Genomic DNA, 14,980 nt, shown 5'->3' with positions numbered 1-14,980 from the left:
CCAGCCTAGTTGGGGTCGGTGACGCTGATCGTGCTGCCCTGCCCACCCGGAAGCGGTGTCACGGTGATCAGCTGGGGGAGGCGCTCCTGCATGCTCGTGACGTGCGAGATGACGCCGATGGTCCGTCCTCCTGCGTGCAGCTCGCTCAGCGTCTGCATTGCGAGCTCGAGCGTCTGGGCGTCGAGCGACCCGAAGCCCTCGTCAATGAACAGGGTCTCGAGCGAGATGCCGCCCGCGTTCTGCTGCACCACATCCGCAAGGCCGAGTGCCAGCGCCAGCGATGCGAGGAACGTCTCGCCGCCCGAGAGCGTCGACACCGACCGGGTCATGCCGGTGAAGGCGTCGTTCACCACGACTCCGAGCCCGCTGCTTGCTCCTCGTGCAGCCACACCGTCGAAGTGCTCGAGCGAGAATCGGCCGTCGGTGAGTGCTGCCAGCCGCAGGTTCGCCGCCTCGAGGATCGCTTCGAGCTGAGCCGCGAGCACATAGGTCTCGAGGCGCATCCGGCGGCTGTTCGGGCTGTCGCCCTTGAGCGTCGCCGCAAGTCGTGCCACGGCGACGGCGCGTTCGCCCAGGTCGTCGATCCGCTTCTGGAGGTCGCCCGTCGTCTGCAGCTCGCGCTTGGCATCAGCGGCAGCGGATCGGGCCTCTGCCAGATGGTCAGCCGCCTCTGCGAGGGCTGCCTTCGCCGCTGAGGCGGCTGCTGTGAGGCTGGCAGCGTCATCGGAGGCGTCGGCGATGCGCTGGTCGAGCGCAACGATGTGGGGCTGCGCCAGAACGCCTGTGATGCGCTCCCGGTCGCTGTCGTGCTGCTTAACCTGCTCGCGTGCTGCGAGCGACTCGTCTCGGGTCATGCGCCACGCTCGAACCGTCGCCTCGTCCTCGGCGGGGTGATCGGCGATGAGCTCGTCGAAGCTCGCCTGCGCGGCCTTCAGCTCGCTCTCTCGCGTGGCGTGATCCTGCACAGCCTTGAGCACGGAAGCCTGCTCAGCGGACTCTGCCGTGCGCCGCGCAAGCCGGTCGGCCACAGATTCGTCGCTCGCATCGTCGTCACTGCGCACCGTCTGCCTGGCCGCCTCGAGTCGCTCTGCAGCGACGTCTGCATCGCTGCGGAGCCTCGTCACATCAGCTCTGACAGCCTCGAGCGCCGTTGTCAGTCGCTCGTTCTCGGCCTCGAGCAGGTCGAGTGCCTTCTCGGCTTCGATGACTGCATCCGCGGCCTTCGCGTGCTCGGCTGACTGCTCTCGCGCCTTCTCGATCTGCTGCGGCACGCTGTCGGCGTCGACGCCCTCGAGCACACGGTCGAGGCCCGAGACCTCGTTCGATGCCTCGGCGCGCTGGCTCTGTGCCGCCTGCAGCTCGGCGAGGCACTTTGCCTCGGCCGCTTGGGCGGCGTCAACCTGCTCGTTGCTCACGATCTCGGCGTCATGCGCCGACGCCGGAGACGGATGGGCTGTCGCACCGCAGACGAGGCAGGGCTCGCCGTCCTGCAGACTGGCGGCCAGGCGCGCTGATGTCGACTCGTAGTACTGCTGCAGCACCAGCCGAGTCGCATCGGCGGCCTCCTGGTGACGGGACGCCGCCTTCTGCTCGGCGGCAACGGCGTCGGCGTGTGCCTTGCGGGCGGTGTCGCGCTGCTTGGCCTCGGCCAGCAGGGACTCGAGCCTCGGAAGCTCGCTGTCGACTGAACCCAGTGCGTCTCGATCGGCCTTCAGCCGGTCGATGGCAGTCGCCAGGTCTTTTCTCTTGGCCGGAAACGCAACTGTCTGCTCGGCTGCCTCGGCAGCGGCTGCGGTCGCCTTCTCGAGAGCCGTGACGGCGTCGTCGCGGGCAGTCTCGAGTGCGGGAATCCTGCGCTCGGTCTCTGCGAGCGTGCGAAGCACCGCAACCTCGTCCTGCAGTCGACGGTTCTGCTGTTCGAGCTGCTCGACGCCCTGTGACGTCTTCTCGGTGTCGAAGTCGGCAAGCCGCTCGTCTGCCGCAGACAGGCGGACGCGGGCAGCATCGAGGGCGACGACACTCGGCCAGACCTCGTGAACCCGATCTGAGCGATCGAGCTGCTCGCGCATCCGCTCTGTCTGCGGGCTCAGCTTGTCGAGTGCTGACAACTGGGTCAGGCTCTTCTCGCGCACTGTGATGTCTCTGGCGAGCGCCTCTGCCGAACGAAGGCGTTCTGATGCAAGGTCGCTGGCTGCCTCAGCGTCGGAGCGGGCTGCAGCTCGCTCAGCGACGATCGCGTCGAGCAGCCTGACCAGCTCGCCGACGTCGGTTGCGTCGTCTGGCTCGACGCCCAGCTGTGCTGCTCGGGCCGTGGCGCGCTCCTGCGACTCTTCGATCTGCCGCCCGATGTCAGAGAGGGTGGTCTTGGTCGCCTCGGCCTCTTTCGCGACCATCTCGGTGGCTCGCTGGAAGCGTCCGCTGTCGAACAGCCGCCGCAGAATGACCTCTCGCTTCGAGCTGTCGGAGTGCAGGAACTCGGCGAATCGGCCCTGTGCGAGCACGATGATCTGCTGGAACTGATCGCGCTTGAGCCCGACAATCTGCTCGATCTGGGCACCGGCTTCGCTGACGCTCGAGGCAACGGTCTTCCATTCGCCTTCGCGGTGCACCAGCAGCGTGCACTTGGCAGACTGCGGGGTTGTTCCGGAGCCCCTGCGCTTCTTGCGATCGTACGCAGGGGAGCGCTCGATGCGGTGCTGCGTGCCGGCCACTTCGAACTCGAGCGACACGAGAGTCTCGGCATCATCGCTCGCGAGGTCGCTGCGCACCGAGGTCTTGGTACCGCCCGAGAGGTCGAACCGGGGGATGTGGCCGTACAGAGCGAACACGACGGCATCGAGAATCGACGACTTGCCGGCCCCGGTCGGGCCGCTGATGAGGTAGACGCCAGCGCTGTCGAAGTCGGAGAAGCGGATGGTGTGCTCGCCGGGGTACGGGCCGAACGCCTGCAGCGTGAGCGTGACGAGTCTCATCGTGCCGCCTCCTCGGCCGCGACGCTGATCAAGGCGGCTTCGACGATGCTGCGCTCGAGTTCGGTCAGCGGCTCGTTCTCGCGCACATCGCCCGCGAACTCTGCCACGACGTCGATGTCGCGGCGTCCGGCGACCCGCTCGCGATACGTGCGCGACTCGCGCTCGTGCTCTGGAGGCTCGAACTGCAGCGTCGAGCAGTTCGGCCACCGCTTCTGGAGGCGGCTCATCGGGTCTGCGGGCCGTTGCGCATCGGTCAGGATCGCCCGGATCCACTCGTCTTCTGTTCCGTCGAGGGATGCGTCTGCGAGCAGCGACTCGAGTTCGCCGCGAATCGTTCGGGTGCGCCTCGGAATCGGCAGGTCGAGCCAGGTGACGTCGGCGAGACCGGCGTCGTCGAGGTCGACGAGCCACACGCCCCTGTGCGGCGAGGACTCCTTGAACGAGTAGTACAGGGGAGCCCCTGAATAGCGAACGCTCTCGGTGATGCGCTGGCGCGAGTGGATGTGGCCCAGAGCCGTGTAGTCGATGCCGTCGAAGTGTGAAGCAGAGACGAGGCTCTGCCCTCCGACGGTGATGTCTTTGGGGGCGTCGTCGACGACTTCGTCACCCGTGGACGTGCGCCCGACGAAGCAGTGCGCCAGCACGACGCTGCGCGCCGGGGAGTCGTGGAGCGCCTCGCGGATCTGCCCCATCGCCCACGAGACGGCGCCGTCGGCGGTCGAGACGTCGACCCCCTGTTCGGCCAGCCGCGGATGCTGCACCCGGAGGGCGGACGGCTCGAGATAGGGGACTCCGAACAGATGCACTGGCCCGTGGTCGTCGTGCAGCACGACCGGCTCGCTGGGCCACTTCGCGATGACGTGAACGCCGGCCTTGGCTGCCCAGGTGCTCTGGAACCCGAGCCTCGAAGCGGAGTCGTGATTGCCGGGGGTCGCGACGATCACTGCACCGGCGTCGCGGATGCGCGAGAAGGCCCGGTCGAGCACGTCGAAGTGCTCGGCTGCCGGCATCGAGAGGTCGAACAGATCGCCGGCGACCAGCACCGCATCGACGTCGTGCTCGCGCACGAGGTCGGCCAGGCCCGTCAGCACCGACTCGAGATGCTCGATCGTGCGATGCCGGTGAAATGTTCGGCCGACGTGCCAGTCGGAGGTGTGGATCAGTCGCATGCCTCCAAACGTATCTGGCACGTCAGACATGAGGCAGAGCGGCTGATAAACTGGGGTCTGCCCCTGAACGATTTCCAGGATGCCTCGCTTGCATCTGGGCGAATCTGCCGTGTCCGCAGCTCAGAAAGGCCCTTGTGATCGCAACGCTCGCAGCCAGTGCTCTCCTTGCACTGATGACGAGCGCGCTGTCACCGCGCATGGGCCGGTGGGTGTTCCTGATCCCTGCGATCGCCAGCGGTGTCGCCTTCGTCTACTTCCTGACGCTGGCCCCCGCGATCCTCTCCGGCGAAGCCGTGGAGGAGTCGATCGAGTGGATACCCTCCCTCGGCATCACGCTGGCATTCCGGATGGGCGCCCTGCAGCTGCTCCTCGCCCTCGTCGTGACGGGTGTCGGCGCGATGATCCTGGCCTACTCGGTCTGGTACTTCGAGTCGAAGACGCTGAAGTCGCGCACGGTCGGTCTGCTGACAGGGTTCGCGGCGTCGATGCTGCTGCTGGTGCTGGCCGACGACGTGATCCTGCTGGTCATCGGCTGGGAGCTCACGAGCGTGTTCAGCTACCTGCTCGTCGGCTTGAACCACCACTCCAGAAAGAACAGGTCTGCAGCCCAGACGGCATTCATCGTCACGACCGCCGGCGGCCTCGCGATGCTGGTCGGTGCGGTCATGCTCGGCTCAGAAGCCGGCACATACATGCTGCACGAGATCCTGGCGCAGCCTCCCGAGAGCACCATCACCACTGTCGCGGTCATGCTGCTGCTCGCGGGCGCCCTGTCGAAGTCGGCGATCTTCCCGTTCCACTTCTGGCTGCCCGGTGCCATGGCGGCACCGACGCCCGTCAGCGCGTTCCTCCACGCAGCGGCCATGGTCAAGGCGGGCATCTACCTCTCGGCCGCACTCGTGCCTGCATTCGCAGACATCCCGCTCTTCCGGCCGACGCTCATCGTCCTCGGCGTCGCGACCATGCTCGTCGGGGCATACCGAGCGCTGCTGCAGACAGACATCAAGGTGCTGCTGGCCCACGGAACCGTCAGCCAGCTCGGCCTGCTCATGACCATCGTCGGCATCGGCACCAAGACGGCGCTGATGGGCGGCCTCGCGATGCTCGCGGCGCACGCGATGTTCAAGGCCTCGCTGTTCATGGTCGTCGGAACAATCGACCGGCAGTACGGCACACGACAGCTGACGAAGCTCGGCACCCTTCGCAAAGACAGGCCGTTGCTTGCGGTCGCGGCCACACTCGCCGCCATCGCCATGGCCGGCCTGCCGCCGGCCATGGCATTCGCGGCCAAGGAGGCCGGGCTCGAAGCCGCATGGGAGGCCATTTCGCTTCCGGGCGTGCCGACCTGGCTCGGCGTCCTCGCGTTTGCGGGGATCGTCGTCGGATCGATGGGAACCGTCGCCTACACGCTGCGCTTCCTGATCGGCACGTTCTTCGTCGACTCCCGTCTCCGCGAGGCCCTCGACGGCGACGAGCCGTTCATCGTTCGACACGGCATGTGGCCGCAGCTGGTCGCACTCTTCCCCATGGTGCTCGCGATGCTCGGCATCGTCTCGGGCTTCTTCGGGAAGCCGATCACTGCGGCCCTCGAAGGCGCCACTGCATCTGCCCCCGCAGGAGAGGCAAGCTACCTCGCGCTGTGGCACGGATTCACGCCGGCTCTTGCCGGCAGCGCGATCGCCGTCGTCGGGGGCTTCATCGTGTGGCGCCTGTTCGGTCGCTCCATGGCTGCTCCCGTCGAGCCGCGATTCTCGGCTGCCGCCGCCTACGCGGGCATGATGCGCGGGCTCGACCGCCTCGCCGTCGAGGTGACCGGTCGCACCCAGTCGGGTTCGCTGCCGGTGCACGTCTCAACCATCGCGGTCACGGTCACTGTGCTCGCAGGAGCGGGCCTGGCCTTCGCATCGCTCGGAGCTCCGAAGCTCGTCGTCGCCGACAGCGTCGGTCAGCTCGTCGTCGGAATCGCGGTGAGCGTCTGTGCGCTCGTCGCAGCCAACACCCGAGGTCGCCTGAAGACGTTCCTCCTGATGGGCATCGTCGGCTACGGAACAGCCATGATGTTCCTGCTGCACGGAGCACCCGACCTCGCCTTGACGCAGATTCTCGCCGAAACGGTGCTGCTGGTGCTGCTCGTGCTGGTGCTCAGGTACCTGCCGAAGTACTTCACGAACCGTCCGCTTCGCGGGGTCCGCTGGCTGCGTGCGCTCCTCGCAGCATGCGTCGGAGCAGTCGCTGGGCTGGGTGCCCTGTTCGCCGCGAACTCCCGCAACGAGGCGTCGATCAGCGACCGCTTCTACGAGCTCGCGTACTCATTCGGCTTCGGGCGGAATATCGTGAACGTCACCTTGGTCGACATCCGCGCCTGGGACACCGTCGGTGAGATCTCGGTGCTGCTGGCCGCAGCGACGGGCGTTGCAAGCCTCATCTTCATTCGCACCCGCGTGGTCGACCCCGTCGGAACGCTGCGCGGCCGACGAGGCAGGCCCGACACGAGCAAGGTCGGCCCCGGATGGCTGCGCGCGGGGGCCACGGCAGACATGCAGGGCCGTGCTCCGATGCTCGAGATGATGACGCGGCTGCTGTTCCCCGTGATGCTGGTCGTCGCGATCTACCTGCTGTTCGCCGGCCACAACGATCCGGGCGGCGGATTCATCGCAGGCATCGTGGCAGGTCTCGCGCTCTGCGTCAGGTACCTGGCGGCCGGAGCCCTCGAGCTGGCCGAGGCAGCGCCCATCGACGCCGGAAAGCTGCTGGGAGGCGGCATCATCCTCGCCGCGCTCTCGCTGATCGGACCCGTGTTCTTCGGCGGAAGCGTCGGTCAGTCCTACGACTACACGATCGAGATCCTGGCCATGGGCGAGATCCACTTCGTCACGAGCGTCTTCTTCGACGTGGGCGTCTTCCTGGTGGTGCTGGGCACCGTGCTCGACTTCATCCGCTCGCTCGGCGCAGGCATCGACACGCAGTGGCGCAACGACCAGACGCCGCGCCCGAGCGCGCATTCCGACCGAACCGTGCCGGTTCGCAGCAGGGGGGCTCAGTCATGACCGCAAGCCTTGCCCTCGCAGCAACGGGCGCAGTGCTCATCGCCGCAGGCGTCTACCTGTTCATGGAGCGATCGCTGATGCGCATCCTCGCTGGCCTGCTCTCGCTCAGCAACGGCGTCAGCATGCTCTTCCTGGTCTCCGCCGGAACCCCGGGAGGCGCCTCCTTCGTCGCAGACGGCAGCGATTCGAGCACGATCACTGATCCGCTGCCGCAGGCGATGGTGCTGACAGCAATCGTCATCTCGCTCGCAACCAACATCTTCCTGCTCGCGCTGTCGTACCGGTCGTTCCAGCTTGACGGCCACGACGAGGTCGCAGACGACGTCGAGGACGCCATCGTGCGACGCCGTGCCGAGGCCGACCTCACATCGGCAACGTTCGACGAGACCGAAGCGGGCATCGACCACGACACAGACCTCGACGAGGCGGCAGTCGAGGCGGCCGCAGCCAAAGCGGCGGCCAAAGAGCAGAAGGGGAGTGGCGAGTGAACGTCGACATCCCGCAGCTGCTTCCGCTGCCGGTGCTGATTCCTCTCATCGGTGCCGGTTTCGCGCTGGCACTCGGCCGATTCCCGCGCATGCAGCGCGTCGTCTCGTCGGTGAGCCTCAGCCTCGTGCTTATTGTCGCGATCATCCTGCTCGTGACAGCGGACACCGAAGGACCACAGGTGCTCTGGGTCGGAGCCTGGCCAGAGGGTCTCGGCATCATGCTGGTGGCAGATCGTCTTTCGGCCCTGATGCTGCTGGTCTCGTCCGTCGTCACGATCACAGTCCTTGTATTCTCTGCCCGAAGCGACATGGACGAGGCGAGCGAGAAGGCGCCGGTCTCGATCTTCCACCCCACGTACTTGGTTCTGGCGGCGGGAATCTCGAACGCGTTCCTCGCTGGCGACCTGTTCAACCTCTTCGTCGGCTTCGAGATGCTGCTGTTCGCCTCATACGTGCTGCTGACGCTCGGTGCCCCGCGTGAGCGAGTACGCGCGGGATCGACATATGTCGTGGTCAGCCTGCTGTCGAGCATGCTGTTCCTGATCACACTGGCGATCACCTACGCCGCGACGGGCACCGTCAACTTCGCGCAACTGGCTGAGCGGCTCCAGGGTCTTGATCCGGGGATGCAGCTCGTGATCCAGCTCATGCTCCTGGTCGTGTTCGGAATCAAGGCTGCGATATTCCCCCTCTCTGCATGGCTTCCGGACTCCTACCCGACGGCCCCCGCATCCGTCACCGCCGTGTTCGCGGGGCTGCTCACCAAGGTGGGCGTCTACGCGATCATTCGCACGCAGACCATGCTCTTTCCGGATTCGACGCTCACGACCCCGCTGCTCTGGGTGTCGCTGGCGACCATGGTGATCGGCATTCTCGGAGCAATCACTCAGAGCGAGATCAAACGACTGCTGTCGTTCACGCTCATCAGCCACATCGGCTACATGCTCTTCGGCATCGCAGTCGGCAACCTGGCCGGGCTCTCCGGCGCGATCTTCTATGCGGCGCACCACATCTTCATCCAGACCACGCTCTTCCTGGTGGCTGCGCTCATCGAGCGAGCCGGAGGCTCCACGAGGCTCGACAAGCTCGGCGGACTCGCGGCCAACACCACGCTTGCCGCACTGTTCTTCATTCCTGCGATGAACCTTGCAGGAGTGCCGCCGTTCAGCGGGTTCCTCGGCAAAGTCGCACTCGTCGAAGCGGGTGTCGAACTCGGCACCTGGGTCTCATGGGCTGTGATCGCCGGTGCGATCGTGACAAGCCTGCTTACACTGCTGGCGATACTCAGAATCTGGCACACCGCCTTCTGGCGTCCTCTTCCTGAGGGCACCGAACGCACGAACAAGACGCTTCCGCTCGGATGGGTTCTGACAGCGGGTGTGCTCGTTGCAGTCACGGTCGCAATGACGGTGTTCGCAGAGCCCATCTTCGAGTTCACCGAGCGCGCTGCGGTCGACATCGATGCTGGCGCATATGCCGCTGCCGTCGAGGAGTCGATCAGAAAGCTGGGGACACCATGAAAGAGCAGAAGCTTCGCCGGCGCAGGTCCGTTCGATTCTCAGTGCTGATGACACTGGGCCTCGTCGTCGTCTGGATCATGCTCGTCGGCGAGATCACGGTCGGCGCAGCGGTGTTCGGCCTCATCGTGGCCGTTGCCGTGCAGCTGCTGTTTCCGATGCCGGTCATCCCGCAGATGGGGCGGATGCGCATCCTCCGTCTGATCTGGATGATCCTGGTGACCCTGTGGGGACTCGCGACAGCATCGTTTGTCGTCGCAGCACAGGTGCTCGCGTTCAGGCGCCGCACCCGAAACTCGGTGGTGAACGTCGACCTGCGCAGCAAGGACGTATTCTCGTCCACCCTGACCGCGGTGCTGGTCACGCTCGTGCCCGGATCAGTTGTGCTCGAGGTGTATGGCGGCCGGCTGCTCGTGCACGTGTTCGACACCCAGGACGAAGCCTCGCTCGAGCACTGGATCGAAGGCGTCCACAAGCAGGAGGCATTGGTGCTGCGCGCCTTCGGCACACCCGAGGAAGTCGCAGCGATCCGCCAGGAGTCCCGACAACGACGCACCGGCAAGGAGGAGACAGCATGATCATCGCGCTCACAGTGGCCGGCGTGCTGCTCGTCGCAGCACTCGTGCTGGGGCTCATCCGCCTCGTGAAGGGGCCCGGCGCCGTCGACCGCATCATCGCCACCGATGTCATGCTGTCGCTGCTGGTCGTGGCACTCGCCATCGAGGCGGCGATCAATCGTCACGGCTACACGATTCCGGTGATGATCATCACGTCGATGCTCTCGTTCTCAGGAACGGTCGCCGTCAGCAGGTTCGTCTCGATCCGCAACGACCAGGTCGGTCGCGAACGCCGCGACCTGTACCCGGGGGCAGTCGAGCAGACGGGCCCGATTCCGGTCGTCAGAGGCAAGCGCAGACGAGCGAAGGGCACCGAAGGGGAGGCCGAACGACCATGACACCAGAGACCTGGATGAACATCGCCGGGGGAGTCCTCATCGCCCTCGGCGCGGCCTTCGGCCTGGTCGCTGCGATCGGCCTGATCAGGCTGCCGGATGCGCTCAACCGGCTTCACGCGGCCGCGAAGCCGCAGTCATTCGGAATCGTCGTCGTGTGCATCGGGCTGGGCCTCATCCTGCGCGACAACGGAGCATGGATGATGCTGACGCTGGTGGCCGGCATGCAGCTGGTGACGGCGACGACCGCATCGCAGATGATGGCCCGCAGCGCGTATCGCACGAAGCAGTACCGCGAAGACCTGCAGCTGGTCGATGACGGACTCGCCGAGACCGAAGAAAGCGACCAGCGCGGGTTATAGTTGTACGAGCAACTTCACAACAGGCCGTTGCAGCCGACGCGGAAGAGCCATATGGCACCGAAGGAGCAAGCTCCCCGCTAACCTCTCAGGTCACAGGACCGCAGTCGGCAGGCCGCTTTGGAGCGCACGGTGCGCGACTGAGGGGGAATCCGAAACTAGGAGACCTTGTGACAGCAATGACGCCTTTGGCGCAAGTGCATGAGAGCGCTGGGGCGCTCTTCACCGACTTCGCAGGCTGGCAGATGCCGGTGAAGTACACATCCGAACTGGCAGAGCACCAGGCTGTTCGAACGGCCGCGGGCATGTTCGACCTCTCGCACATGGGCGAGATCCGCGTGCAGGGTGCCGAGGCCGGCGCCTTCCTCGACATGGCCTTCGCAGGCCGCCTGTCGACGATGAAGCTCGGGCAGGCCAAGTACACGCTGCTGCTGGCCGAGAACGGCGGCATCCTCGACGACGTGATCGTGTATCGACTCGGCGACACGAACTATCTCGTGGTGGCCAACGCCTCGAACTGCGCGACCGTGCTTGAGCAGCTGCAGCAGCGCGTCGCCGGATTCGACGCCACAGTGGCCGACGAGTCCTCTGAGACCGCACTGATCGCGGTGCAGGGCCCCGCATCCGCTGAGATCGTGTCCGCAGCCGGCATCGAGTCCGAGCCGCTCGACGGGCTCAAGTACTACCGCGCCATGGAGGGCATCTTCGAGGGCGAGGACATGCTCATCGCCCGCACGGGCTACACCGGCGAAGACGGTTTCGAGCTGTATGTGCCGAACCACGCCGCTGTGTCGCTCTGGGAGACTCTAGCTCGCGTCGGCGAGAGCAAGGGCCTGCAGCTGTGCGGCCTCGCGGCACGCGACACGCTTCGCCTCGAGGCCGGCATGCCGCTCTACGGCAACGAGCTGGGCCTCGACTGGCTGCCCGAGCAGGCAGGGCTCGGCAAGGTCGTCGCCCTCACCAAGGACGAGGACTTCATCGGTCGCAAGGCTGTCGAGCAGGGAGCGTCGGCGGATGCGCCGGTGCTGGTCGCGTTGACGGCTGAGGGCCGACGAGCGGGTCGCTCCGGATACCCCGTATTCGACGGCGATCAGGAGGTCGGCGTCGTCACTTCGGGTGCGCTGTCGCCCACCCTCGGCGTGCCGATTGCCATGGCCTACGTGCACCCCGCTGCTCGCGACTCCAGCGAGCTCTCGATCGACGTGCGCGGCAAGCGCATCCCCGCAACCATCACTTCTCTTCCGTTCTACAAGCGAGAGGCTTGAACCATGACTGAAATGCAGTACACCAAGGACCACGAGTGGATCCGCGCTGAGGGCGACATCGCCACGGTCGGCATCACCGACTTCGCGCAGAACTCGCTGGGCGACGTCGTCTACGTCGACCTTCCCGAGGTCGACCAGGAGTTCACCGCAGGCGAGAGCCTGGGCGAGATCGAGTCGACCAAGTCGGTCGGCGAGCTCTTCGCACCTGCAGCGGGCACGGTCGTCGAGGTCAATGACGCGGTCGCAGACGACCCCACACTCGTCAACTCCGATCCGACCGGCGCAGGCTGGCTCGTCAAGGTCCGTTTCAGCGAGCAGCCCGAGGTGCTCTCAGCTGACGAGTACGCAGAGCTGACGAAGTAATGCGCAGCTTCGCAAGCCGTCACATCGGAACAGATGGGGCGGCGCAGTCAGCCATGCTCAGCCAGCTCGGCTACGGCTCGCTGGCAGAGCTCATGGACGCCGTGCTTCCCAAGGGTATCCGCGCCGAGACGCCGTTCGGCGAGCCGGTCTCCGAGGCCGCTGCCCTGGCAGAGCTGCGCGGCATGGCCGACACGAACACGGTTCGGCGCTCCGCCATCGGCCTGGGCTACCACGGCACCGTCACGCCGGCACCGATCAAGCGCAACATCCTCGAGAACCCGTCCTGGTACACGGCATACACGCCGTACCAGCCCGAGATCTCGCAGGGGCGCCTCGAGGCCCTGATCAACTTCCAGACCATGATCGCCGAACTGGCCGGCCTCGACATCGCGAACGCGTCGATGCTCGATGAGTCGACCGCAGTCGTCGAGGGCATGCTGCTGGCACGTCGTGCCTCGAAGGCCAAGGGCAACGTGTTCCTGGTCGACAAGGACGCGCTGCCGCAGACCAAGGCGCTGCTTGAGCACCGCGCTGCCGCCGTCGGCATCGAGCTGCGAGAGTTCACGTTCGACACGATCGATGCTGAAGGAGCCTTCGGCGCGCTCGTGCAGTACCCCGCTTCGTGCGGTCTCGTGCGCGACCCGTCGCCCGTGATCGACGCGATCCACGCTGTCGGCGGCCTCGCTGTCGTTGCGGCAGACCTGCTCGCGCTCTCACTTGTGAAGAGCCCTGGCGAGTTCGGCGCTGACATCGCGGTCGGCTCGTCGCAGCGCTTCGGCGTTCCGATGGGCTTCGGCGGTCCGCACGCCGGCTTCATGGCCACGCGCAAGGGCATCGAGCGTCAGCTACCGGGTCGACTCGTGGGCGTGTCGAAAGACTCCCACGGAATGCCCGCGTACCGACTGACGCTGCAGACTCGCGAGCAGCACATCCGTCGTGAACGCGCCACGAGCAACATCTGCACCGCGCAGGTCCTGCTTGCTGTGATGGCGTCGATGTACGCCGTCTACCACGGCCCCGAAGGAATCCGCGAGATCGCGCGTGCGGTGCACGAGAGCGCTCGTGAGGTTGCGGGTGCGCTCAAGTCCGCAGGCTACGAGTTGGCGACCGAGTCGTTCTTCGACACGGTTCGCTTCTCGGCTCCGGGCAGGGCACAGGAGATCGCAGACACGGCGCGCGAACGCGGCGTGCTTGTGCACACTCCTGATGCCGACACCGTGCAGGTCGCGGTCGACGAGGAGTGGGCAGAGACAGGTGTCGCCGATCTTCTGGCCGCACTCGGCATCGAAGCCGCCGAGGCAACGGCAGGCTTCGGCACCGAACTGGCGCGCACGAGTGAGTTCATGACGCACGAGGTGTTCTCGAGCTTCCACAGCGAGACGGCCCTCATGCGCTACATGCGTCGCCTCTCCGACAAGGACTACGCGCTCGATCGCGGCATGATCCCGCTGGGCTCGTGCACGATGAAGCTCAACGCGGCTGCTGAGATGGAGGCCATCACGTGGCCCGAGTTCGCGGGCCTCCACCCGTTCGCGCCGCTGTCAGACGCCAACGGCTCGCTCGAGCTCATCGACCAGCTCTCCGACTGGCTCGCCAAGCTCACCGGCTACGACATCGTGTCGCTGCAGCCCAACGCCGGAAGCCAGGGCGAGCTGGCCGGCCTCCTCGCAATTCGCGGCTATCACCAGTCACGGGGTGACGAGCACCGCGATCTCTGCCTCATCCCAGCCTCGGCACACGGCACGAATGCGGCGTCGGCAGTCCTCGCCGGACTGCGCGTGCTGGTAGTGGCGACGGATGCGCTCGGCAACGTCGACATGGACGACCTGCACGCGAAGATCGAGTCGAACCGCGACTCGCTCGCGGCGCTGATGGTCACCTATCCGTCGACGCACGGCGTCTACGAGGAGACGATCCGCGAGGTCTGCGACGCAGTGCACGAGGCCGGCGGCCAGGTGTACATCGACGGTGCGAACCTCAACGCGCTGCTCGGTCACGCGACGTTCGGCGACATGGGGGGCGACGTCTCGCACCTGAACCTGCACAAGACCTTCTGCATCCCGCACGGCGGCGGTGGCCCAGGAGTCGGTCCGGTTGCTGCGAAGCAGCATCTCGCCGAGTTCTTGCCCCGCGACCCGCGCGAGGCTCCTCTCGAGGTCGACGGCCTGACGATCGGTGCGCAGCCGGTCTCGGCGGCGCCGTTCGGCTCGGCATCGATCCTCCCGATCTCGTGGGCATACGTGCGCATGATGGGCGAGAGCGGTCTTGTCGAGGCCACAGCGGCCGCTGTTCTTGCAGCCAACTATGTGGCATCGAGACTCAAGGACCACTTCCCGCTGCTCTACGCAGGCGAGAACGGCCTTGTCGCTCACGAGTGCATCCTCGACCTGCGCCCGCTCACCGAGGCGACCGGCGTGACGAATGACGATGTCGCAAAGCGTCTGGTCGACTACGGTTTCCACGCCCCGACCATGTCGTTCCCGGTTGCGGGCACGCTCATGGTCGAGCCGACCGAGTCAGAGGACCTCACCGAGATCGACCGCTTCATCGACGCGATGATCGCGATCAAGGAGGAAGCCGACGCAGTCGCAGCTGGCACGTGGCCGGCGGACGACAATCCGCTCGTCAATGCTCCGCACACAAGCGAGGAGATCGTAGGGGAGTGGACTCACCCGTACGACCGCACCGTTGCGGTGTTCCCCGCGGGCGGAGTCGGCGCCAACAGGCAGTCCCAGGCCAAGTACTGGCCGCCGGTGGGTCGCGTCGACAACGCGTATGGCGACCGCAACCTGGTCTGCGCGTGCCCGCCTCCCGAGGCGTTCGAAGTCTGACGCTCGCGCATCCGCAG

At 66.2% G+C, this 14,980-nt stretch carries 11 protein-coding genes and 1 riboswitch; of the genes, 9 read left to right on the top strand and 2 right to left on the bottom strand.

Annotated features, from left to right (window positions below; genetic code table 11):
* Positions 1–5: 5 nt before the first annotated feature.
* Positions 6–2,972, bottom strand: a complete 2,967-nt coding sequence (locus CZ674_RS01630) for an AAA family ATPase (RefSeq protein ID WP_086990626.1) — start codon at positions 2,970–2,972, stop codon at positions 6–8.
* Positions 2,969–4,141 carry an exonuclease SbcCD subunit D gene (locus CZ674_RS01625; RefSeq protein WP_159456861.1) on the bottom strand — a complete coding sequence of 391 codons (1,173 nt, stop codon included), beginning with the start codon at positions 4,139–4,141 and terminating at the stop codon, positions 2,969–2,971. The genes CZ674_RS01630 and CZ674_RS01625 overlap by 4 nt, the downstream gene beginning before the upstream one ends.
* A gap of 134 nt (positions 4,142–4,275) precedes the next feature.
* Here CZ674_RS01625 and CZ674_RS01620 point away from each other — a divergent pair, with 134 nt between their 5' ends.
* The 9 genes from CZ674_RS01620 to gcvP all read left to right on the top strand — a co-directional run bounded on the left by CZ674_RS01620 (position 4,276) and on the right by gcvP (position 14,963).
* Positions 4,276–7,188, top strand: a complete 2,913-nt coding sequence (locus CZ674_RS01620) for a Na+/H+ antiporter subunit A (protein ID WP_086990621.1) — start codon at positions 4,276–4,278, stop codon at positions 7,186–7,188.
* On the top strand, positions 7,185–7,676 hold the full coding sequence (locus CZ674_RS01615) for a Na(+)/H(+) antiporter subunit C (protein WP_086990619.1): 492 nt from the start codon (positions 7,185–7,187) through the stop codon (positions 7,674–7,676). The genes CZ674_RS01620 and CZ674_RS01615 overlap by 4 nt, the downstream gene beginning before the upstream one ends.
* Positions 7,673–9,196, top strand: a complete 1,524-nt coding sequence (locus tag CZ674_RS01610; RefSeq protein WP_200810024.1) for a Na+/H+ antiporter subunit D — start codon at positions 7,673–7,675, stop codon at positions 9,194–9,196. Before CZ674_RS01615 ends, CZ674_RS01610 begins: the two co-directional genes overlap by 4 nt.
* A complete protein-coding gene (locus CZ674_RS01605) occupies positions 9,193–9,771 on the top strand; it encodes a Na+/H+ antiporter subunit E (RefSeq protein WP_159456860.1) in 579 nt (192 codons plus the stop codon). Before CZ674_RS01610 ends, CZ674_RS01605 begins: the two co-directional genes overlap by 4 nt.
* Positions 9,768–10,148 (top strand): monovalent cation/H+ antiporter complex subunit F, encoded by a 381-nt coding sequence (locus tag CZ674_RS01600; RefSeq protein ID WP_086990615.1) that lies wholly within the window; start codon positions 9,768–9,770, stop codon positions 10,146–10,148. The genes CZ674_RS01605 and CZ674_RS01600 overlap by 4 nt, the downstream gene beginning before the upstream one ends.
* Positions 10,145–10,507 carry a monovalent cation/H(+) antiporter subunit G gene (gene mnhG / locus CZ674_RS01595; RefSeq protein ID WP_086990613.1) on the top strand — a complete coding sequence of 121 codons (363 nt, stop codon included), beginning with the start codon at positions 10,145–10,147 and terminating at the stop codon, positions 10,505–10,507. Before CZ674_RS01600 ends, mnhG begins: the two co-directional genes overlap by 4 nt.
* 30 nt (positions 10,508–10,537) lie before the next feature.
* Positions 10,538–10,618: riboswitch (glycine riboswitch) on the top strand.
* A gap of 65 nt (positions 10,619–10,683) precedes the next feature.
* On the top strand, positions 10,684–11,769 hold the full coding sequence (gene gcvT / locus CZ674_RS01590; protein WP_086990611.1) for a glycine cleavage system aminomethyltransferase GcvT: 1,086 nt from the start codon (positions 10,684–10,686) through the stop codon (positions 11,767–11,769).
* Positions 11,770–11,772: 3 nt separating this feature from the next.
* Complete coding sequence (gene gcvH / locus CZ674_RS01585) at positions 11,773–12,132, top strand: glycine cleavage system protein GcvH (protein ID WP_086990609.1); 360 nt, start codon at positions 11,773–11,775, stop codon at positions 12,130–12,132.
* The gene (gcvP, locus tag CZ674_RS01580; protein WP_086990607.1) at positions 12,132–14,963 is read left to right on the top strand and encodes an aminomethyl-transferring glycine dehydrogenase; all 2,832 of its coding nucleotides are present in this window, start codon (positions 12,132–12,134) and stop codon (positions 14,961–14,963) included. Before gcvH ends, gcvP begins: the two co-directional genes overlap by 1 nt.
* The last annotated feature ends 17 nt before the right edge of the window (positions 14,964–14,980 follow it).

Source organism: Agrococcus casei LMG 22410 (genome assembly GCF_900163565.1).
Classification (GTDB): Bacteria; Actinomycetota; Actinomycetes; order Actinomycetales; family Microbacteriaceae; genus Agrococcus; species Agrococcus casei.
Note: the sequence above shows the minus strand (reverse complement) of the source record. Positions and strands in the feature narration are given on the sequence as shown.